This is a genomic window from Phenylobacterium sp., from assembly GCF_016124325.1.
Taxonomy (GTDB): Bacteria; Pseudomonadota; Alphaproteobacteria; order Caulobacterales; family Caulobacteraceae; genus Phenylobacterium.
In genome coordinates this window covers 14,231-32,321 of the sequence record NZ_WGNY01000001.1, presented here as the reverse complement: position 1 = coordinate 32,321, position 18,091 = coordinate 14,231, and the positions used below count along the sequence as shown (strand labels likewise).

Here is an 18,091-nt window from a genome sequence, read left to right as displayed (position 1 = left end):
TCAGGCTCAGCCTTTGACGGCGAGCGAGCCCGGCCCCTTGGGGGTCTGGATGGTCACGCAGGTGCCGGCGGGGACGTACTTCCAGGCGTTGCCCTGGTAGTCGACCTTGGAGGTGCCGGCGCAGCTGGTGCCGGCGCCCGCCTTGCAGTCGTTCTTTCCGGCCAGGGACACGCCGTAGCACTTCTCCATCTTGGGCTTGTCCTTGGCGCCGTCCGCGGCCAGGGCCGCGCCGGACGAGAGGGCGACGAGGGCCATGGCGGCCAGGAGGGTCTGGGGGGTGTTCATGATGTTCGCCTGTCTGTTGCTAGGGGGACGCGCGGACGCCCCGCAGGGACGTCCGCGCCATGACCGGATTGGGGCTGGGGTGCAGGGGCCGGTCACACAGAGCAATTCGCGTGGAGCCCGGCGCAGGTTACAGCAGGCGATCGAAAATATTCGCGGCGCGACGAATCACGCGAAATCGGGGCGTTCGGTGTAACCAGACGAACGTCCCGAGCGAATTCGACAGGTGAGGAGCACGTGTGAAAGCAACGGAAGTCCGCCTGAAGGCCCTGATGATCAGAGGTCTTGATGGTGACGCCGGCGCTCACCGTGAACTCCTCGGCGACCTTGCGACCCTCCTGCGCGGCTTTTATCGCCGAAGGGTCGGACGCGAGGCCGCGGACCTGGAGGACCTAGTGCAAGAGACCCTGATCGCCGTGCATACGCGGCGCGCCAGCTTCCACCGCGAGGCGCCCTTCACGCCCTGGGTCTACGCCATGGCTCAGTACAAGCTCGTGGACTACCAGCGCCGCAGCCGCTACCGCGTCACCTCGCCGCTGGAGGTTGCGCTCGACATTGCCGAGGCCGATGTCTCGGACGCCGCCACGGCGGGATCGGACCTGGAACGCCTCATGAGCGAACTACCCGCCAAGCAGCGGGACGCCATCCGTTTCGTCAAGATCCAGGGCCTGAGCGTCGCCGAGGCGGCCGAGCGCAGCGGCCAGTCGCAGTCGGCGGTCAAGGTCAGCGTCCACAGGGGCCTGAAGGCGCTGATGGCCCGCGTACGTAGGGGACAGAACGATGCGAACTGAGGATCTGATCGACGACCTCGCCGGCTGCCTGCGTCCCGTTTCCCCGCATGCCGTGGCGCTCCGCCTTGGCCTGGGCGTCTCTCTCGGTGGCATCGCCGCGCTCGGGCTGCTGCTGGTCCTGTTCGGCCTTCGGCCCGATCTGGCCGAGGCGTCGCATTCGATGATGTTCTGGATGAAGCTGCTGTTCACCGCGAGCTTCGGACTTGCGGCCTTCGCCCTCGTCGGCCGGCTGGGTCGGCCCGGCGGCGAGGGACGCGGCGCCTGGTGGGCGCTGGGCCTCCCCGTGGCCGTCTTCGCCCTCATGGGCGTTGCGCAACTGACCGCAGCCCCGGCTTCCGACCGCCTGCTGATGTGGATGGGACACAGCGCCGCCCAGTGCCCGCTTCGCATCATGGCGCTCGCCGCGCCGGTCTATGCCGGGGTCCTGTGGGCGTTCCGGCGCCTGGCGCCGACCCGGCCGGGCCTCGCCGGCTTCGGCGCCGGCGTGCTGTCGGGCTGCGCGGGGGCGAGCGTCTATGCGCTCTATTGCACCGAGAACGCCGCCGCCTTCCTGGCCACCTGGTATACCTTGGGCATCCTCGGTTCGGGTCTCGTCGGCGGCCTGCTGGGCAAGCGCCTGCTCCGCTGGTGAGCGTCGCGTTGCGCCGCCGATCGCCTCAGGGCGCGGCGTGCTTGCCCGAGGTCCAGCCGGAGGGCGACAGCTCCAGCTGCGCGAACGCCAGGGGCGCGTCCTCCAGGGGTGTCGCCAGGGTGTCGTTCCATCGGTTCAGGAAGCCGAAGAAGGCGATGACCGAAAGGATCTCGGCGAGCGCCTCGTCATCGTAGTGCGCCTTGGCGGCGGCGAAGTCCTCGTCCTCCACCGCATTGGGCGTCTGCGCCGCGAGCATCGCCAGACGCAGCGCCGCGCGCTCGGCGTCGCTGAAGAGCGGGCTGTCCTCGAACGACCATAGGGCCGCCAGCCGCTCGGCCTCCAGCCCCACGCGATGGGCCTGGTGCGCGGTGTGGGCCTGACAGTAGCGGCATCCCGAGGACAGCGAGGCGACATAGGCGATCATCTGCTTGAGGGACGGCGCGATCACCCCGCCCGGGCCCATGACCGCGGCGCCGAGCCCCATGAACGCCTGGAGCACGGCCGGCCGGTGGGCCATGGCGCGCAGGCTGTTGGGCACGAAGCCCATCTGGGCCTCGACGGCGGCGAAGGCTTGGGCGGCGGCGTCGTGAATAGTGGCTGGAGGCTCTAGGCGCATGGGTCGTTCCTTGTGGTGTGCTGAGCGTCAACCGCGGCCGCGGACCGGGTAGCCCCTGGCCTGCACGAACTGCAGGCCGCCGAGCAGCGCCTGGAGGTCGGGCCGTGCGAAGGGGGCGTTGGAGACATCGAGAATCTGGACGGCGCCGTCGGGATTGATCACGAAGACCCCCGGCTCGGCGAACGGCCGGTCCGTCTCCTTCGCGGAGATCGGATCGGAGACATAGAGACCAAGCCGCCTCATTTGGTCCAGCGACAGATCATAGCCGACCGGGAAGGACCACCCCTGTTCGGCCACGTCCGCCTCGGCCTTCTCGCGAGGGTCCGCCGAGATCGCGGTCACCCAGATTCCGGCCCCGTCGAAGTCGTCCCGCAGGGCCTGCAGCCGACCGATATAGCCCTTGCACAGCGGGCAGTGCCGCCCCCGGTAGACCACCACAAGCCGCCAGCCCTCCTGGTCGGCCGGCGAGATCTCGCCGCCGCCCACGGCCGGCACGGTGAAGGCGGGGAAGGCCGCGCCCGCGGCCAGCCGCACCTGATGCGTCGAAACGTCCGTTCCCGCCATGCCGGTCTCCCGTCGATGCGCGCGCTGGCGAAAAGCCGGGCGCTTGCTCACTAGTTCGGTCGGCGCCGAGGCGCGGTTACAGGCCACAGCAAAGATTTCGGACGCTGTAACCGGGTCCCGGCGCCGCGCGAATTCTCCACCAGACCGTGACGGTTGCGGCGTCCCGCCGGCGTCCGGAACGAAGGGGAGAGATCTTGACCTTCGATTGGCTTGCAGATCTGCGCGTGGAGCGAGGTTCGGTCCATGTCCTGAAGACGGGGGCGATCGTCCCGCTCGACTGGGCCTTCGTGGGCGACGTCGCCAAGGGGCTCGCCTACTACGGCCCGATCCGTCTGAAGGCGGTGATCGCGCGCGCGGTCCGCCCTGGCCCGCGCATCTGGTTCACCCCCGACCAGCCGAGACCCTGGTACATGGTCTGGAACGCCGTGTTCTGGTCCGGCGCCCAGATCAGCGCGAGCGCGAAGGGCGCGGTCGCCGCCTTCTATTTCGAGGACTCCACGACCGGCGCCACGCCCCCCACCCCGGGCCTGGCCTGCTTCAACGGACGCTGCACCGACGTCAGCAAGAGCCACGTCGCCAGGACGTTCGAGACGGTGTTCGGCTATCCCTTGCTCGTCGATCCGCGGACTTGGCGCGGCGTCGCCGTCGAGAAGAGTGAAAAGAACGGCGCCCATGACGGCCGGATCGTCTTCTGTCCGATGGAGCCGGCGCCCGGCAAGGTCTACCAGCGTCTCGTCGACAGTCTCGACGGGGGCCAGGCGCGCGACCTGCGCACGCCCTGCGTCGATGGCGAGCCCGTGCTGGTGTTCGTCAAGACGCGGCCGGGCCACGACCGGTTCGCCAATTACAACACCAGTGTCGCCCTTCGCCGACCCGACGAGGTCTTCAGCGTCGATGAGCTCGAGACCATCCGGCGTTTTGCCCGGGCCATGCAACTCGACTGGGGCGGCCTCGACATCCTGCGCGACCGAAGCGACGGCCGACTCTACATCGTCGACGTCAACAAGACCGACATGCCGCCGCTGGCCTTGTCCTTCCGGGACAAGATGCGCGCCACCCGCCGACTGGCGGGCGCCTTGCGCCGGATGGTCCGGCGCGCCGTGGAGGCGCGCGCGTCATGAGCCGAAGCTGAAGAGAGGCGACTAGACAGGCGTTCGACCCGCCTCGGCCTCTCGCAGGATTCCCAGCGCGATCGCCTTGGCCTCCAGGGCGGGGCGGCTGTCGTGCCCCATCGTGGCCATGACCACGGCGCCCTCCTTGAGGAGGGAAAGCCGTCTCGCGATATCGTTGGGATTGGGCAGGCCGGCGCGGTCGGCGATTTCGGCCAGCTGGGCGGACAGCCTGGCCACATGCGCGGTGGCTTCGCGATTGATGGGGTGATCCGGATCCTGGAACTCCGAACACGCCTTGGCGAACATGCATCCGTGAAAGTCCGGCTCGCTGAACCATTCATCGAGGGCGTCGAACATGGCGATCAGCTGGTCCCGCGGCGTGGACGCAAGTTCGGCCATGCGGCGGAACAGCCAACCCCGAAGGAACTCGTCACGCAGCCTGAGCGTGGCGACGATCAGGTCGTCCTTTGTCTTGAAGTGCTTGTAGATCGAGGTCTTCGATATGCCGGCTTCGACCACGAGCGTGTCCATCCCGGTGGCCTGGAAGCCGCGGCGATAGAAGATGTCCGTCGCCTTCTGAATCAGTTCGTCACGCTTTGATCGGGCCATTTCTCGCGACTCCAGGCTGACGACCGTCGCCGAGGCGGCGCAGCCAACTCAATCCAGACAGCTTTCCGACGCCTGCCAGCGACGATGGGTGAAGATCGCGCTTGACAAGGTGTACCGATCGGTACACCTACATCAGTACCGATCGGTACACCTTGTAGTCATTACCCCCCAAAATTCCTAGCCTCAAAGGAAACTGCGATGAAAACCTCCGCTGCGGCCCACATTCGCCGCGCGCTGCTGGTCGGTGTTGCGACCGCGCTGACCGGCCTGACTTCTGTCGGATCGGCCCATGCCGACGGCCTGCCAGACCCCGGCTTCGAAATCGTTCAGGGACAGACCGCCCTGCTCGTGACGGATCCGCAGAATGACTTCCTCAGCCCCGATGGCGTCGCCTGGGGCGTCGTCGGGAAGAACGTCGAGGCCAATGGGACGGTCGGGCACATCGACCAGCTTTTCGCCGCGGCGAAGGCCACGGGCATGCCGGTGTTCGTCTCTCCTCACTACTACTACCCGCACGACCACGGCTGGCGTTTCGAGGGCGCCCTCGAAGCGCTGATGCACCAGATCGGCATGTTCGACCGCAAGGGGCCGCTGACGACGGAAGGGTTCGAAGGTTCGGGCGCGGACTGGCTTGGCCAGTACAAGCGCTACATCAACGACGGGCAGACGGTCGTGACCAGTCCCCACAAGGTGTTTGGACCGGAAACCAACGACCTGGTTCTGCAACTGCGCAAGCGCGGGATCTCCAAGGTGATCATCGCCGGCATGTCGGCCAACCTGTGCACCGAAGCCCACATGCGCGAACTGCTCGAGCAGGGGTTCGAAGTCATGGTGGTGACGGACGCGACGGCCGCGGCCCAGCTGCCGGGCCTGGACGGCTATGCCGCCGCCCAGGCGAACTTCCGCATGATCGCAAACCACGTCGCCGACACCGACACGACGGTCGCCTCCATCCGCGCGGCTCGCCGCAACTGACACAGAACCTCGGCGAACGCCGGCTGGGGCATGATCCCCAGCCGGCGCCCTCGAGGGGAGCCTCCCATGACCCGATCCCCTGACTTCGTTTTCACCCCTGAGACGGCGCGCGCGAAAGTCCGGTCCGCCGAAGACGCCTGGAACACGCGGCAGCCGGCGCGGATTGCGCTGGCCTACTCGCCTGACAGCCGATGGCGCAATCGGTCCGAATTCCTCAGCGGCCGCTCCGCGATCGAGGCGTTCCTGACCCGCAAATGGCTGCGCGAACTCGACTACCGCCTGATTAAGGAGCTCTGGGCGTTTGACCGGAACAGGATCGCCGTCCGGTTCGCCTACGAATGGCGCGACGATTCCGGCAACTGGTTCCGCGCCCACGGCAACGAGAACTGGGAATTCGATTCCGACGGGCTGATGCGCCTGCGCCTGGCGAGCATCAACGACCTGCCGATCGGCGAGGCGGACCGGAAGTTCCATTGGCCTCTTGGGCCACGGCCGGTCGATCATTCCGGGCTGACCGAGCTTGGACTGTGAGCTTCAATTGCGGTCGGCCGCAGAGGCGGCGGCCGTGCAGCCTCGATCATTCCAGGGTGCCAGGATCGGGGGCGACGATGGCGAACCGGTTCCGGGCTCACCCCAGGCGCAGGCCCAGGGCGACGATCGCCTCCAGGGGGTTCATCAACGCCTCTCCGAGCTCGGTCAGCGCATACTCGACGGTCGGCGGCGAGGTCGCGACTTCGGTCCTGCGCACCAAGCCCTCGGCCTCCAGCTCGCGAAGCCGGGTCGTCAGGACCTTCGGGGTGATCTGCGGCAGGTCGAGGCGCAGCTCGCTGAAGCGGCGGGGACCGCCGCTCAGTTTCCAGACCACGGCGAGCGTCCAGGCGCGCCCGAGCAAGACCAAGGCCTTGCGGCCGCCGCATGCCGCCGGAAGCGGCGCGGATCGGTTCTTGCGCAGCTTCAGGGCCATCGGGGCTCACCGGTATCCGGGGTGAAACCCCATTCGTCTGCGCCAAGCGGCCGCGGGGTCGCCGAATGACCTCGCAGGCGGTTAGGAAAGGATCGCAGGCGCGGCGAACACGCCACACAGGGGAACCGGGCATGACCTTCGAGAAGCCACCGGGCGAGATCCACAGCATGCCGTTGGGGTTCGGCGCCGCCTGCGGTCCGCGCCAACTCCCGCCGGGCGTCGCCCGCGCTCCAGTCGCCTTCGAACGCCTCTCGGCGTCCTTCCTTACCGATCCCAGCTCGCTCGCCGCGATCCTGCCCGAACGGCTGGAGATACGCGGCGAGCCGGTCGTCACGCTGCAGTTCAATCAATTTCGGGACGTGGTCTGGCTGGCGGGCCGCGGTTACAGCCTGCTGTCGGTCCTGGTCCCTGTCCGCTACAGGTCGGCCGCCGAGACGCTCGACGGCCTCTATCAAGCCGTCATGTGGGAGAACATGGCCGAGCCTATCCTCTCGGGCCGGGAGCAATGCGGACATCCGAAGCTCTTCGCCGATCTCGAAGGGCCCGAGACCTCCGCCGGGCGCGTGCGGGCCAGGGCGAGCTGGGACGGATTCCAGTTCGCCGAACTGACGGCCGATGCTCTCGTGGAAGCGACCCCTGCCCAGCAGTCGCAACTGCAGACCGCCGCGGGCGCCGGACTCCTGCACGTGAAATACATTCCGCGCACCGGCGACTGGGACGTGGCGGACGCGGACGACTATTCGCTGACGCCCTTGCCGGGCCGGTCGAACCTGGAGGATCCGCAGCCCCGCCCTCGGATCAGGGTGGGCGTGGGCACGGTCGCCTTCCTGCGCCCGACCTGGGCGCAGATGCCCACGCAACATCACATCGTGGCGGCGCTGGCGAGCTTGCCGCAGCTGGAGCCGCGTGGCGGCGTCGTCATGTCTGGAACCACCCACATCGATTGCTCCGATCAGCGCATCCTGGCCTAGCCGCCAGGAGATCCCCGGCGCGGCCATCAGGACCGGCCGCGCGGCGGAGCGCGGCCGGTCCCAGACCGTCTCCCGTCAGTCGATGTTCACGACCTGGCCTTGGCCCTGACGAGCCATGGCCCGGAGGTCGGCGTCTGTGACGGGACTACCACCGACGCCCCAGGCGCCGGGCTGGACGTCCTGGATGGTCACCCAGGTGACCGGCCGCAGGCCCTCGCCCTCGACTGACACGACGGCGTCGGTCACCTTGCGGATGATTTCCTGCTTCTGTTCCAGCGTCAGATAGTTTCCGACGCCAGTGATCTGCACGAGCGGCATGGTCGTTCCTTTCCTTGTGACGAAGCGGCCTCAGGTGGCCTCAGGCGGCCTTGGTCCAGGCCGCCGGCGCGAACGCCGCGTCGAGCGGGGTTTCAGCGAGGTGGTTGGTGTAGTTGGAGAGCGTCTTCAGCCCGACGCCGAGGACGACTTCGAGAACCTGCTGCGGTCCGTAGCCCGCGGCGAGGAACGCGGCCGTCTCGGCGTCCGTCGGCCACCCCCGCGAAATCACCACCATGCGGGTGAACTGACGCAGCGCCTCCAGCTTGGCGTCCGCGATCGGCGCGCCCGCGCGGATCGAGTCGATGACGTGCTGCGGCACCTTCTGCATCCCCGCAATGGCCGAGTGGGCGGCCATGCAGTAGGCGCATTCGTTCTCGTAGCTGGTGGTGAGCAGCACGGTCTGGCGCTCGGCCGGGCTGAGGGAGCTCGTGTCGAAGATGCCGGAGAGCGTGGTGTAGGCCGCCACGAGCGCCGGGGCGTTGGCCATCACGCCCAACAGGTTGGGGATGAAACCGTAACCCTTCTGGGCGGCGGTTAGGGTCGGCTTGGCTCCCTCGGGGGCGGTATCGACGGTGTGAACGGGATAGGTCATCAGTTTCTCCTTGATTGAACGCAGTTATTTGGAATGATCGTTCCAAATTGGGGAAAAAGGGGAAGGTCCTCAGTCGAGGCGGCTCAGCGCCTCCTCGACGACCGAGGCCAGAAGATCGGAATCCGGCCGGCTTCGGATCAGCACCATGAGGCCGATCAGGCTGGCCAGGAGGCCCCTGGCCATGGCGTCCGACGGACGGCCTTCGGGGATCTCGCCCGCCGCGCGACCCGCCTCGATGCGCGACCTCAGGAAGGCTTCGATCTGCACCTGCGCCTCGGCGACGATCCTTGCCGCCTCGGGATCATGGGCGGCGAGCTCAAGGGCGGTGTTGGTCAGAAGGCATCCCCGGTTTCCGCCGGGAAACGTGGCCGCCGACTGGAAGGACACAAAGAGCTGGCGGATCGCTTCCTTCGGCCCGTACTGGGTCGCCAGAGCCGCCAGGAGCTGGCCGCGGACCCGTTCGTCGAACATCCGCAGCGCCTCGAGGAAGAGCTCGTGCTTGTCGCCGAAGGTCGCATAGAGGCTGCCACGGTTCACCCCCATGCAGTCCACCAGGTCCTGCATGGAGGTCGACGCATAGCCTCGGCTCCAGAAGGCCTGCATGGCCTTGTCGAGAACCTCGTCACGATTGAACTGTTTTTCAGCTGGCATTCGTCGCTCCTGATCCTTGAGATAGTCGTTCTGGAACGATCGTTCAAGATCGCCCCCACGACTTATTTCGGAGCGCTGACGCTGGATCAGACCTGGGGGGCGCCCATGCCTCTCATCGCGCGACAGAGGGGTTCAGTAGATCGGTTGGCCGGGTTGGATGGGGATGGCGGACAGGAACCGCCCCAGCACATCGAGGGCCCTCGCCCAGAACATCTGAGCGTCCTCGGCCGCGTCACAGGCCGGGGTGTCGATATAGACGACCATCGAGAACCCGCTGACGCCGGCCTCGAGGAAGGTCGCGCCTTCCAGTTCCCAGCGGAATTGCACGGGATCCTGATATCCCACCGCGTTCAGGCGACGTTCGAACTGGAAGAAGATCGGGAAGTAGTTGGACGCCTTCTCGATGAAGACGCCGGAATTGACGGCGAACTCGACGTATCCGCGAATACGATGGCGTCCGTCGACCGCCACGCGCCCGCTGACGCAGCCTATCGTGAAGAGACCCGTCTGCGGCCGGTTGATCGCCGCAACGAGCGCGCGGAGCGGCGCATCCTCGACGAGCTCCGGCACCTGGGACAGGCCGGAGGGATCACCCTTCAGGTTCCTGAAGCCATGGTTTGCGCCTCCGTCGGCGCGCGCCGACGGGTCGGAGGCGTAGGGCACCCCCTTCCCCCGGTGCCCGATGCTGAGGAAATTTCCGTAGCGTCGTCCGCCCGCGGGCGGTTGCTCCGAGGCCAGGGTCATCTGCGGCCCGATCAGCCAAGATGCTTCAGGATGCGCACCAGACGTCGCGTCGCCTTGGAAAACAGAAGCGGCGTGAACACCTCTCCGGCCACCCGTTTGTTGATCTCGCCCCGCGTCGGGTAAGGCGCGACCACGGCTGTCATGTCCCGCACCTTCAGCCCTGCGGTCATGGCCAGGACCCAGGGCTGGATCAGGTCTCCGGCCTGGCGGCCGACGATAGACGCGCCGAGCAGCCGGCCCCTGCGGTCCAGGATCAGCTTCGCCCCGCCCCGCGTATCGGCCTCGGCGCGCGCCCGATCATTGTCCGCAAAGCGGCTTCTGACGATCCGGACCCCCTCGCCATGGCGCTCTATGGCTTCGCCTTCGGTGAGGCCGACGCCGGCGATCTCGGGGTCGGTATAGGTGACGCGCGGCGCGATGAGGGCGTCGGCGTCGATGGGTTGGGCGAACAGCGCCTTTCGGATGACCAGCGAAGCCTGGGCGCCCGCCACGTGAGTGAACGCGCCGCGCCCGGCCACGTCGCCGACGGCGAAGACCGCCCGGTTCGAGACCGAACGCAGTCTGCGGTCGGTGACGATCCCCCGGGCGTCGAAGCGGACGCCGGCCGCCTCGAGGTTGAGGTCTTCCAGGTTCGGCGCGCGGCCGGCCGCCACCAGCAGATGGGACCCCTCGATTTCGATCTGTCGACCGTTCTGGGTGACGGATAGCTCGACGCCGTCCGGACGCCTGCCGATCCGGGAGACCGCCGCGCCCTCCAGCACCTCGACGCCATCCCTTGCGATCTGATCGAGGACATCGGCCGCCATCTCGCGATCTTCGCGCATCAGGGCCTGGCCCTGCTCGATCACGACGACCTCCGATCCCAGGCGGCGGAACGCCTGGCCAAGTTCCAGCCCGATCGGGCCGGCGCCCAGGATCACGAGCCGTCGCGGCGCGGCGGTGAGCGAGAAGACCGTCTCGTTGGTCAGATAGGGGACGTTGTCGAGCCCCTCGATCGACGGCGCGCGGGGCCGCGATCCGGTCGCCACCACGATCTTGCGCGCGGTCACCCTCACGTCGTCGCCTTCCACGGTGCGCGGCCCGACAAAGGCGGCCGACTGGCGGATGACGACCACGCCGAGGCCCTCGAACCGCTCCTGACTGTCATGGGGCGCGATGCCCGCGATGACGGCGTGCACGTGGTCCATGACCCTGGAAAAATCGACCTGCGGCCGCGCATCGACGCCGATGGCCGCACTCGTGGCCGCATCGTGCGCCGCCTTGGCCGCGGAGATCAGGGCCTTGGACGGCACGCACCCGAAGTTGAGGCAGTCGCCGCCCATCTCGCCGCGCTCGAACAGCACCACCCGAAGGCCGAGCTGAGCCGCGCCCGAGGCGACCGACAGACCGCCGGAGCCCGCCCCGATGACCGCGAGGTCCGCATGCAGGTGTTTCATCTTCAGGCCTCCCGGCCGCGGCGAAGCCGGCGCATCGCGACGGGCAGCAGAGAAAGCAGCGCCAGACCGACCAGGGGCCCGAGCAGATAGGGTTCGAGAAGGATGGAGAGATCGGGTTCGCCGCCGCGTTCGAAGACGCGCCCCAGGCCCGCGCCCATCCAGCTGTAGACGAGGGTGGCCGGCGCCATGCCGATGAAGGAGCCGACGACATAGGCCCGCAGAGGCGCGCCGGCCACGCCGGCGGCGATATTGACCAGCCAGAACGGCACAAGCGGGATCAGGCGGACGGTGAGGATGTAGGACAGCGCATCGCGCGACACGCCGTCGACGATGCGCTTGAGGGTCCCGCCCTGGGCTTCGGCCCGGCGCCGCAGGGGTTCGCCGAAGGCCGAACGGGTGGCGGCGTAGATCGCCGTCGCGCCGGCCGTGGCGCCGACCAGGGACGCCGCGCCGCCCAGCCAGACGCCGAACAGGAAGCCGCCGGAGAGGGTCATGATCGCCGCGCCGGGCACCGAGGCGGCGGTGACGACGGCATAGGCCGCGACGAAGGCCGCGACCGCGAGCACCGGGTGCGCGGAGACCTGGCTACGCAGGGCGGCCTCATTGTCGCGCAGCGCCGGAAGCGACAGAGCCTCGCCGACGCCCGACGCATAGACGCCGATCAGGACGGCCAGCACCGCCAGCAGCGGCCAATAGCGGCGAACAAAACCCATCCAGAGACTCCGGTCATCACGCGGCGCCTGCGGGCCGCCAGTCCTCCGGTAGTTCGCACGGCGCCGCTGTTCGGTTACGCCGGCAGACCACAGAGTTCAGCCGCGCCGCCGCTGGGCGCGTCAGCCGGCCGCCTGTCGCCGTGCGGCCGGCGTCAGCCAGCGGCTCTGGAATTCCGGTCCGGGCACCGCGCGACCGAAGAGGAACCCCTGCGCCAGCCGGAAGCCCAGCGCGCGCAGCACGAGCTGCTGCTCGACGGTCTCGACGCCCTCGACGACGGTGTCCATTCGCAGCCCGCCAGCCAGCCGCGCCAGCGCCTCCAGGGTGGCCCGGCCGGCCTCGGCGCCGGCCTGCATCGTGAAGGCGCGATCGATCTTGAGGGTCGAGAACGGAAGGTCGTTGAGCCGGCTGAAGGACGAGTAGCCCGTGCCGAAATCGTCGATGGCCAGACCAGCGCTGCGCTCGGCGAGCGCATGAAGGCGGTCGATCAGCCGCAGATCGTCGACGGCCATGGCGCTTTCGGTGACCTCGTAGCGAATGCGGGCCTGCGCCGTCGCCGCCCGCGAGGCCGCCGCATCCAGTCTCCGCCACTCCCAGAGCTGCGCCGGGGCGACATTGACGCTGACGAAGAGGTCCGGGTCCGCGCCCTCCGCCCGCCAGCGAGCCTGGTCGGCCACCGCCTGGTCCAGCACCCAGCCGCCGATGTCCACGATCAGGCCGGTGGCCTCCGCCACGGGAATGAAGTCTGCGGGCGAGACGGTGCCGCGCGCCGGGTGGGTCCAACGCACGAGCGCCTCGGCGCCGACGATCGCCCCGTCCGTCAGGGTGACGATCGGCTGATAGTGCACCGCGAGCTCATGGCGATCGATCGCCGCTCGAAGGTCCCGTTCGAGCTCGATCCGGCTGCGCGCGTCCTCGCTGAAGCTCGCCGCATAGGCGACAGGCGCCGAACTGCGATCCACCCGCGCCCGGTTGAGGGCCGCATTGGCGTTTCGCAGCACGGCGATTCCGTCTGCGTCTTCGCTGTGCAGGGCGACCGCCACATAGGTTCGCAAACGAAAGGCGCCCGCTGAAGCCATGGGCGCGGCGAGCAGCCCGGCCAGGCGGTCGGCGGCGCGCAGCGCGCCGGGGCCATCCACGACGCCCGCGCTCATCACCGCGAAGACGCCGGCCTCCAGGCGCGCCGGCGTCCCCCAGGCCCCGGCGAAGGCCCTGACCCGATCGGCCGCCTCGATCAGGGCGGCCTCGGCCGTCGGCTCTCCGAAACTGTTGGCGAGGTCGTGGAGATTGTCGATCTCGACCAGCACGACCGCCCCTCCGCGCGCGCGCCCGCCCCTGGCGCGACGGTCCAGGCGCTGCAGGAAGGCCTTGCGGTTGGGCAGCCCCGTCAGGCTGTCGGTCCGGATCTGTCCGACCGCGATGGACAGGGCGAAGGTGACAAGACCAAGCGAAAGGATGTGTTCGACCTGGGCCCCGACGAGGACCTTGGCCGAGGTCATGTACTCGACGAAGCTTCGGGTGAGCCCGCCCGACCCGGCCGCGAGCGCGGCGAAGCCGCTGAGCGCGATCCAGCCCATGATCGCGCACGCGCCGGAGAAGACCAGCAGGCGTATATCGAAGATCACCGCGCGGATGGCGATCAGGAAGAAGGCCATGCCGGCGGTCGTGGACTTGAGCACGATCCCGGGCGGCGCGTCGTACTGCAGATGATAGGACAGGATCAGAGCGTAGAGCAGGCAGAAGTCGACGACGACCCAGACATATTCGAGCCAGATCTTGGTCTGGCGGTAGGTGTTGAGCGTCAGCCTGAGCGCCGTCAGCCCCAGATAGGTCAGCAGAATCCAGAGCGTCAGGGCGCCGCCTTGGTGCGCATCGATGGCGCGCGGCGCGACAAGATAGAGCGCCGTCAGCAGCGCCAGGATCGTAAACTGGGCGGCGTCGCAGGCACGCTGGCCGACACGCTGGTCCCTATACAAGTCCCGGTTCACGCCCGCGCCTCAACCCCGCAATCCAATGCTTTGGATTCCGCGCGTTTTACAGGACCTCAATTAATTATTTGCTGCCCGCGATCGCCTCGTTCCTGGCGATCATCTGGATTTCAGCATTGAAAAAGCCCGCCGGTCCTCTCGGCTCTTCCGCGGAGGCGCGCGCAGCAATGCGGCGGCGGCGCTGTCCGTTCAACGAGGAGGCGCGAACGCCAAAGGCCTATGCGCCAAGCCTTAGGCGGGCCATGACGGCCCCGTGGGTGCTGACCGCATAGGGGACGAGATAGGTCAGGATCAGCTTGCCGTAGTGGAGATCGCCGCCTCGCAGGAGGGCGTCGCCCTGGTTGATCAGGTTGAGCACCGTTCCGACCACCAGGGCCACAGCCAATGCGCGCAGGGGCACGCCGTCCGACATCGCCAGCCGCAGGGCGCGGGACAGGGGGCGGGATTGGGGGCGGGACTGGGCGCGGACCTCGGAAGCGTCACGAGACATGGAGCGGTCACCCTTTCGAAGCCTTCCCACAGCCGTCAGGCCTTGCCCGGGGCGTTCAGGTCCCAGTCGTACGCATAGCCGGCGATCGGCGGGCGCGCATCGAGGACCGCACGCAGGGACGGTGCGGCGAACCTCGCCAGATGTTTCAGAATGGCTGCGTCGCTGTCGCCGAAGTCGGCGCGATACCACTTGTAGATCGACGACAGCACCAGGCCCTTCGACGCGGTCCGGACGCCCCGCGGATGGTTGATGTAGTCGCGCGCGGCGCGCTCGAGGTCGGCGGCGAGGGTCGCGCCGCGCCAGGCGCGCGGCCGCAGGTTGGGGCAGCTGATCGAGGCGCAGTTGAGCGCGTAGTGGATCATCGGATCGCCGAAGACGGGGCGCAGGATCCGGTTCTCGACCTCGTCGAGCGACAGGTCCGCGCCGTCCACCCGCAGGGTCTTGGCCTTCCAGGGACCGAATGAGACCAGGGTCGGCCGGATCGAGAGGATCGACGAGACGGGATAGGCGTCCAGGACCACCCGCAGCGTCTCGGCGTTGTAGAGGTTGCTCCAGAACGCGACCTGCTCGTTCGGGGCCAGGGTCCGGGGGCTCGTCCCCTGCAAGGCGCGCAGATAGGCCGCCAGCGCGGACCGGTCCGCGGCGTTGTCGCGCCAGGCCCTGTAGTCCACCCGATTGATCCGATCCGCATAGGTCAGGACATATCGCCCCAGGAGCCGGTCGAACGCCCCGTGGTCCGGGCCTGACTTGCCCGAAGCGGCCGCCGGCGCGCCCTGAGCCGCCGCCGGCCCCGGCTCGACCGCCAGGATCGACGCCGCCATGCCGATGAGGTTGCGTCTATTCATGTCAGCGCCCCAGACCCGTGCTTGCCCCTACAACTTCGTTCGAGGCGCGCCTTCGGTTACACTTCCGCCCTCCCCCGATCTCCATGCCTCGGGACCAGCGACGGCAGGAAGAGGCGCGTCGCATCCGGCTTGCGTCACGCCGTCGCCAGATGGGCCAACGGAGCGCCCGGCGCGTAAAGGCCGACCGGATGGATCACGAACGGGACGTATCCGGGAAGCGCCTCGATCCGCTTGAGCCAGGCCTGGACGCGCGGATAGGCGTCCAGGGCGACATCGCCTTCGGGAGCCCGCGCCACGTAGCTGTAGAGCGCGATGTCCGCGATCGTCGGGCGCTCGGCCGCCAGCCAACCTGATTGGGCGAGTTCCGCTTCCATCACGGCGAGCAGGGCATGCGCGCGGCCGACGGCGGCGGGGACGTCGATCTTCGCGCCGAACAGGGTCGCCAGCCTGGCGCTTGCCGGTCCCTGGACGAGCTGGCCAGCGGCGACCGACAGCCAACGCTGCACGCGCGCCCCGCCCAAGGCGTCGTCGGGACACCAGTCCGTGCGGTCGAACTTCCGGGCGAGATAGACGAGGATCGCGTTGGAATCGGCGATCGCCACGCCGTCGTCCTCCAGCACCGGAACCTGCCCGAAGGCGTTCATCCGCAGGAACTCGGCGCTCTTGTGCTGTCGCGCCGCCAGATCGACGTCGACCAGATCGAACGGGACGCCGAGCAGCGAAAGGAACAGCCGCGCGCGATGGGAGTGCCCTGACTTGGGGCTGTAGTGGAGCTTCACGCGCATTCTCCCGCGCCGGCGAGCATGTCACCGGGGAGCGCATCGAGCGCCTTGCGAAAGGGTTCGGTCGATCCCAGCCCGCGTGCGAGCACGAGGCTGCCCTGAATCAGCGCCACGCCGCGCTCGGCCCGGTCACGGGCGACGCTTGCGGGGAAACCCGCCTCGGCGACGACGCCGGCGAGCGCATCGACAAAGGCCTCGAACATCTGGCGGATCGCCGCCTTGAACGGGCCCGATCCGCCGATCGGCGAGGAGAGCAGATTGAGCAGGCAAGCCTGCTCGCCGCCGCGATAGAAACCGTCGAGTTCCCGCGTCATCGCCGCGATCCGCGCGCGCGGCGAGCCCTCGCCCGCGAGCGGCTCCAGCACATGGGCGGTCAGCCAGCGTCCTGCGTCCTGCAGGACTTCCATCCCCATCTGCTCCTTGCCGCCCGGAAAGCGGTGGTAGAGGCTGGCCTTCTTGAGGCCGGTGGCTTCCGACAGCAGGGCGAGCGAGGCGCCCTCGTATCCGACGTCGCGGAACGTCGCGCTCAGGCGCTCTACCAGAGCCTCCTCGCCAATCAGCGTCTTGCGGGCCATGAGGGCGGATCTCCATTTTTACCGGACGTTCGGTTTATTATCTTGACCGCCACCTGTCGAGCCTCTAGTTCAATTTTACCGGTCGTTCGGCAATGACCGGTATCGGCAACCGGAGACTCCCATGAGCAAGACCGCCATCATCATCTATTCCGATCCCAAGGCGGGATCCGACGAAGCGCTTGGTCGCCTCTTCAACGCCCTGTTCCTCGCCTACGAACTCCAGGAGCGGAAGCAGGACGTCGCCGTCATCTTCCAGGGCGCGGGCACGCGCTGGCCGGCCGAACTCGTCAAGGCCGACCATCCGGCCCACGGGCTCTACGAAGCCGTCAAGGACGTCATAGCCGGCGTCTGCGGCGGCTGTGCGGATGTCTTCGGTGCGACGGAGGATGCGCGCAAGACCGGCCTCAAGCTCGACTACGAGAAGGCCATTCCCGGGACCCCGGGCGTGCTCGACGTCTCGAGCTATCTCGACCAGGGCTACAGCCTGGTCACGTTCTGACCTTCCCGTCCGGCGCCCGGCCCTCGGGGCGGACGCCGGACCCCTCCCTCTGGAGCGGCCAAAGAATGCACCGTCAACACCCGACCAGCGACATCGCCTTCACCGATACGGTGAAGCAGCTTCAGGTCCGCAACGGCTCACGCGAAACCTACGCCAAGATGGAGGCCCGCGGGGGCTGGCCCGACCTCATCACGCCCCAACTGGCGGCGTTCATCGCCCAGCAAGACAGCTTCTACCTCGCCACCGTGAACGCGGAGGGGCAGCCCTACATCCAGCATCGTGGCGGACCGCGCGGCTTCCTCAAGCCGATCGACGAGCGCACCCTGGCGATGGCCGACTTCCGGGGCAACCGGCAGTTCATATCGCAGGGCAACCTGCTCGAAAGCCGCAAGGCGTTCATCTTCCTGATGGACTACGCCAGCCGCCGCCGCATCAAGATCTGGGGCGAGGCCCGGATGATCGATGACGACGCCGACCTGCTCCAGGCGGTCATGCCAGAGAACTACCCGGCGGCGCCTGAGCGTGTGCTGCTGTTCAAGGTCACCGCCTGGGACCCCAATTGCACCCAACATATCCCGCGCAAGATCGACGCCGACCAGGTCGACGCCATGCTGGCCGAGCGCGATCGGGAAATCACCGAGCTCAAGGCGCAGATCGAGCGGTTGCAGCAGGGGCGCTGAACGCGCTGGCGCAGGGGGATTGGGGCAAGGCCTGTGCCTCCCGCCCGCCACAACTCGCTCATCAGCACCGGGGCGCGGACAGCTGGTGCTAGGTCGGCATGGTCGGGCCGGGGCATACGCTCAAAGCCTAGACCAGCGCACAGGAGCCCGCTCAAAACTCGACCCCCTACCCCTTTGCGAAAGGTCAGGCTGATTTATCCTACTGTTTTTGCTTGATCAATTTGGCCTAAAATCGACTGTGCCGGCGCTGTGTAGATCGTCTCTT

The 18,091-nt window shown here is 68.1% G+C and carries 24 protein-coding genes; 8 read left to right on the top strand and 16 right to left on the bottom strand.

Translation table 11 applies throughout. The features are described 5' to 3' along the window. Window positions 1–6: 6 nt before the first annotated feature. Window positions 7–285 carry a DUF2282 domain-containing protein gene (locus tag GC203_RS00190; RefSeq protein ID WP_293450102.1) on the bottom strand — a complete coding sequence of 93 codons (279 nt, stop codon included), beginning with the start codon at window positions 283–285 and terminating at the stop codon, window positions 7–9. A 236-nt stretch (window positions 286–521) separates the two neighbouring features. Here GC203_RS00190 and GC203_RS00185 point away from each other — a divergent pair, with 236 nt between their 5' ends. Together GC203_RS00185 and GC203_RS00180 are read left to right on the top strand one after the other, a co-directional pair. Further along, complete coding sequence (locus GC203_RS00185) at window positions 522–1,073, top strand: sigma-70 family RNA polymerase sigma factor (protein WP_293450100.1); 552 nt, start codon at window positions 522–524, stop codon at window positions 1,071–1,073. Further along, window positions 1,063–1,704, top strand: coding sequence for a DUF1109 domain-containing protein (locus GC203_RS00180; RefSeq protein ID WP_293450098.1), 642 nt, complete (start codon window positions 1,063–1,065; stop codon window positions 1,702–1,704). Before GC203_RS00185 ends, GC203_RS00180 begins: the two co-directional genes overlap by 11 nt. Before the next feature lie 25 nt (window positions 1,705–1,729). On the opposite strand, the gene GC203_RS00175 is transcribed toward GC203_RS00180, so the two are convergent. Both GC203_RS00175 and GC203_RS00170 read right to left on the bottom strand, forming a co-directional pair. After that, a complete protein-coding gene (locus GC203_RS00175; RefSeq protein ID WP_293450096.1) occupies window positions 1,730–2,320 on the bottom strand; it encodes a carboxymuconolactone decarboxylase family protein in 591 nt (196 codons plus the stop codon). A gap of 27 nt (window positions 2,321–2,347) precedes the next feature. Next, complete coding sequence (locus GC203_RS00170) at window positions 2,348–2,884, bottom strand: redoxin domain-containing protein (RefSeq protein WP_293450094.1); 537 nt, start codon at window positions 2,882–2,884, stop codon at window positions 2,348–2,350. Window positions 2,885–3,078: 194 nt separating this feature from the next. On the opposite strand from GC203_RS00170, the gene GC203_RS00165 reads away from it, so the two are divergent. Further along, complete coding sequence (locus GC203_RS00165; RefSeq protein WP_293450092.1) at window positions 3,079–4,005, top strand: hypothetical protein; 927 nt, start codon at window positions 3,079–3,081, stop codon at window positions 4,003–4,005. Between the two features lie 21 nt (window positions 4,006–4,026). Here the strand turns inward: GC203_RS00165 and GC203_RS00160 are convergent, their stop codons facing one another. Then, the gene (locus GC203_RS00160) at window positions 4,027–4,605 is read right to left on the bottom strand and encodes a TetR/AcrR family transcriptional regulator (protein WP_293450090.1); all 579 of its coding nucleotides are present in this window, start codon (window positions 4,603–4,605) and stop codon (window positions 4,027–4,029) included. A 198-nt stretch (window positions 4,606–4,803) separates the two neighbouring features. On the opposite strand from GC203_RS00160, the gene GC203_RS00155 reads away from it, so the two are divergent. Beyond that, complete coding sequence (locus tag GC203_RS00155; protein WP_293450088.1) at window positions 4,804–5,580, top strand: cysteine hydrolase; 777 nt, start codon at window positions 4,804–4,806, stop codon at window positions 5,578–5,580. A 66-nt stretch (window positions 5,581–5,646) separates the two neighbouring features. Next, a complete protein-coding gene (locus tag GC203_RS00150; RefSeq protein ID WP_366501235.1) occupies window positions 5,647–6,111 on the top strand; it encodes a nuclear transport factor 2 family protein in 465 nt (154 codons plus the stop codon). Between the two features lie 97 nt (window positions 6,112–6,208). Here GC203_RS00150 and GC203_RS00145 read toward each other — a convergent pair whose 3' ends face one another. Further along, window positions 6,209–6,544, bottom strand: coding sequence for a helix-turn-helix domain-containing protein (locus GC203_RS00145; RefSeq protein ID WP_293450084.1), 336 nt, complete (start codon window positions 6,542–6,544; stop codon window positions 6,209–6,211). Window positions 6,545–6,675: 131 nt separating this feature from the next. Here GC203_RS00145 and GC203_RS00140 point away from each other — a divergent pair, with 131 nt between their 5' ends. After that, window positions 6,676–7,515, top strand: coding sequence for an acetoacetate decarboxylase family protein (locus GC203_RS00140; RefSeq protein WP_293450082.1), 840 nt, complete (start codon window positions 6,676–6,678; stop codon window positions 7,513–7,515). A gap of 75 nt (window positions 7,516–7,590) precedes the next feature. Here GC203_RS00140 and GC203_RS00135 read toward each other — a convergent pair whose 3' ends face one another. From GC203_RS00135 to GC203_RS00085, 11 genes are all read right to left on the bottom strand, one after another. Next, window positions 7,591–7,833, bottom strand: a complete 243-nt coding sequence (locus GC203_RS00135) for a 4-oxalocrotonate tautomerase family protein (RefSeq protein ID WP_293450080.1) — start codon at window positions 7,831–7,833, stop codon at window positions 7,591–7,593. A 40-nt stretch (window positions 7,834–7,873) separates the two neighbouring features. Next, window positions 7,874–8,425: a carboxymuconolactone decarboxylase family protein gene (locus tag GC203_RS00130; protein ID WP_293450078.1), complete on the bottom strand. Its 552-nt coding sequence runs from the start codon at window positions 8,423–8,425 to the stop codon at window positions 7,874–7,876. A 69-nt stretch (window positions 8,426–8,494) separates the two neighbouring features. Next, window positions 8,495–9,076: a TetR/AcrR family transcriptional regulator gene (locus GC203_RS00125; protein WP_293450076.1), complete on the bottom strand. Its 582-nt coding sequence runs from the start codon at window positions 9,074–9,076 to the stop codon at window positions 8,495–8,497. Window positions 9,077–9,208: 132 nt separating this feature from the next. Continuing rightward, complete coding sequence (locus GC203_RS00120) at window positions 9,209–9,820, bottom strand: hypothetical protein (RefSeq protein WP_293450074.1); 612 nt, start codon at window positions 9,818–9,820, stop codon at window positions 9,209–9,211. A gap of 11 nt (window positions 9,821–9,831) precedes the next feature. Beyond that, complete coding sequence (locus tag GC203_RS00115) at window positions 9,832–11,256, bottom strand: FAD-dependent oxidoreductase (RefSeq protein WP_293450072.1); 1,425 nt, start codon at window positions 11,254–11,256, stop codon at window positions 9,832–9,834. A 2-nt stretch (window positions 11,257–11,258) separates the two neighbouring features. Further along, entirely contained in the window at window positions 11,259–11,969 is a 711-nt protein-coding gene (locus GC203_RS00110; protein ID WP_293450070.1) for a VTT domain-containing protein, read from the bottom strand. A gap of 120 nt (window positions 11,970–12,089) precedes the next feature. Continuing rightward, entirely contained in the window at window positions 12,090–13,955 is a 1,866-nt protein-coding gene (locus tag GC203_RS00105) for a GGDEF domain-containing phosphodiesterase (RefSeq protein WP_293450068.1), read from the bottom strand. Between the two features lie 217 nt (window positions 13,956–14,172). After that, on the bottom strand, window positions 14,173–14,445 hold the full coding sequence (nrtS, locus tag GC203_RS00100; RefSeq protein WP_293450066.1) for a nitrate/nitrite transporter NrtS: 273 nt from the start codon (window positions 14,443–14,445) through the stop codon (window positions 14,173–14,175). Between the two features lie 35 nt (window positions 14,446–14,480). Beyond that, window positions 14,481–15,290 (bottom strand): DUF547 domain-containing protein, encoded by an 810-nt coding sequence (locus tag GC203_RS00095; protein ID WP_293450064.1) that lies wholly within the window; start codon window positions 15,288–15,290, stop codon window positions 14,481–14,483. Window positions 15,291–15,424: 134 nt separating this feature from the next. After that, window positions 15,425–16,069 carry a glutathione S-transferase family protein gene (locus GC203_RS00090; protein WP_293450062.1) on the bottom strand — a complete coding sequence of 215 codons (645 nt, stop codon included), beginning with the start codon at window positions 16,067–16,069 and terminating at the stop codon, window positions 15,425–15,427. Next, on the bottom strand, window positions 16,066–16,647 hold the full coding sequence (locus GC203_RS00085; protein ID WP_293450060.1) for a TetR/AcrR family transcriptional regulator: 582 nt from the start codon (window positions 16,645–16,647) through the stop codon (window positions 16,066–16,068). Before GC203_RS00085 ends, GC203_RS00090 begins: the two co-directional genes overlap by 4 nt. Before the next feature lie 121 nt (window positions 16,648–16,768). On the opposite strand from GC203_RS00085, the gene GC203_RS00080 reads away from it, so the two are divergent. Both GC203_RS00080 and GC203_RS00075 read left to right on the top strand, forming a co-directional pair. Continuing rightward, window positions 16,769–17,146: a DsrE family protein gene (locus GC203_RS00080; protein ID WP_293450058.1), complete on the top strand. Its 378-nt coding sequence runs from the start codon at window positions 16,769–16,771 to the stop codon at window positions 17,144–17,146. A 65-nt stretch (window positions 17,147–17,211) separates the two neighbouring features. Then, window positions 17,212–17,826, top strand: a complete 615-nt coding sequence (locus GC203_RS00075; protein ID WP_293450056.1) for a pyridoxamine 5'-phosphate oxidase family protein — start codon at window positions 17,212–17,214, stop codon at window positions 17,824–17,826. Window positions 17,827–18,091 lie beyond the last annotated feature (265 nt).

Excerpts from the sequence above, each read along its gene's own strand:
- GC203_RS00190 (WP_293450102.1), bottom strand. The coding sequence starts at position 285 with ATGAACACCCCCCAGACCCTCCTGGCCGCCATGGCCCTCGTCGCCCTC.
- GC203_RS00180 (WP_293450098.1), top strand. The coding sequence starts at position 1,063 with ATGCGAACTGAGGATCTGATCGACGACCTCGCCGGCTGCCTGCGTCCC.
- GC203_RS00175 (WP_293450096.1), bottom strand. The coding sequence starts at position 2,320 with ATGCGCCTAGAGCCTCCAGCCACTATTCACGACGCCGCCGCCCAAGCC.
- GC203_RS00170 (WP_293450094.1), bottom strand. The coding sequence starts at position 2,884 with ATGGCGGGAACGGACGTTTCGACGCATCAGGTGCGGCTGGCCGCGGGC.
- GC203_RS00160 (WP_293450090.1), bottom strand. The coding sequence starts at position 4,605 with ATGGCCCGATCAAAGCGTGACGAACTGATTCAGAAGGCGACGGACATC.
- GC203_RS00155 (WP_293450088.1), top strand. The coding sequence starts at position 4,804 with ATGAAAACCTCCGCTGCGGCCCACATTCGCCGCGCGCTGCTGGTCGGT.
- GC203_RS00150 (WP_366501235.1), top strand. The coding sequence starts at position 5,647 with ATGACCCGATCCCCTGACTTCGTTTTCACCCCTGAGACGGCGCGCGCG.
- GC203_RS00145 (WP_293450084.1), bottom strand. The coding sequence starts at position 6,544 with ATGGCCCTGAAGCTGCGCAAGAACCGATCCGCGCCGCTTCCGGCGGCA.
- GC203_RS00140 (WP_293450082.1), top strand. The coding sequence starts at position 6,676 with ATGACCTTCGAGAAGCCACCGGGCGAGATCCACAGCATGCCGTTGGGG.
- GC203_RS00135 (WP_293450080.1), bottom strand. The coding sequence starts at position 7,833 with ATGCCGCTCGTGCAGATCACTGGCGTCGGAAACTATCTGACGCTGGAA.
- GC203_RS00130 (WP_293450078.1), bottom strand. The coding sequence starts at position 8,425 with ATGACCTATCCCGTTCACACCGTCGATACCGCCCCCGAGGGAGCCAAG.
- GC203_RS00125 (WP_293450076.1), bottom strand. The coding sequence starts at position 9,076 with ATGCCAGCTGAAAAACAGTTCAATCGTGACGAGGTTCTCGACAAGGCC.
- GC203_RS00120 (WP_293450074.1), bottom strand. The coding sequence starts at position 9,820 with ATGACCCTGGCCTCGGAGCAACCGCCCGCGGGCGGACGACGCTACGGA.
- GC203_RS00115 (WP_293450072.1), bottom strand. The coding sequence starts at position 11,256 with ATGAAACACCTGCATGCGGACCTCGCGGTCATCGGGGCGGGCTCCGGC.
- GC203_RS00110 (WP_293450070.1), bottom strand. The coding sequence starts at position 11,969 with ATGGGTTTTGTTCGCCGCTATTGGCCGCTGCTGGCGGTGCTGGCCGTC.
- nrtS (WP_293450066.1), bottom strand. The coding sequence starts at position 14,445 with ATGTCTCGTGACGCTTCCGAGGTCCGCGCCCAGTCCCGCCCCCAATCC.
- GC203_RS00095 (WP_293450064.1), bottom strand. The coding sequence starts at position 15,290 with ATGAATAGACGCAACCTCATCGGCATGGCGGCGTCGATCCTGGCGGTC.
- GC203_RS00085 (WP_293450060.1), bottom strand. The coding sequence starts at position 16,647 with ATGGCCCGCAAGACGCTGATTGGCGAGGAGGCTCTGGTAGAGCGCCTG.
- GC203_RS00080 (WP_293450058.1), top strand. The coding sequence starts at position 16,769 with ATGAGCAAGACCGCCATCATCATCTATTCCGATCCCAAGGCGGGATCC.
- GC203_RS00075 (WP_293450056.1), top strand. The coding sequence starts at position 17,212 with ATGCACCGTCAACACCCGACCAGCGACATCGCCTTCACCGATACGGTG.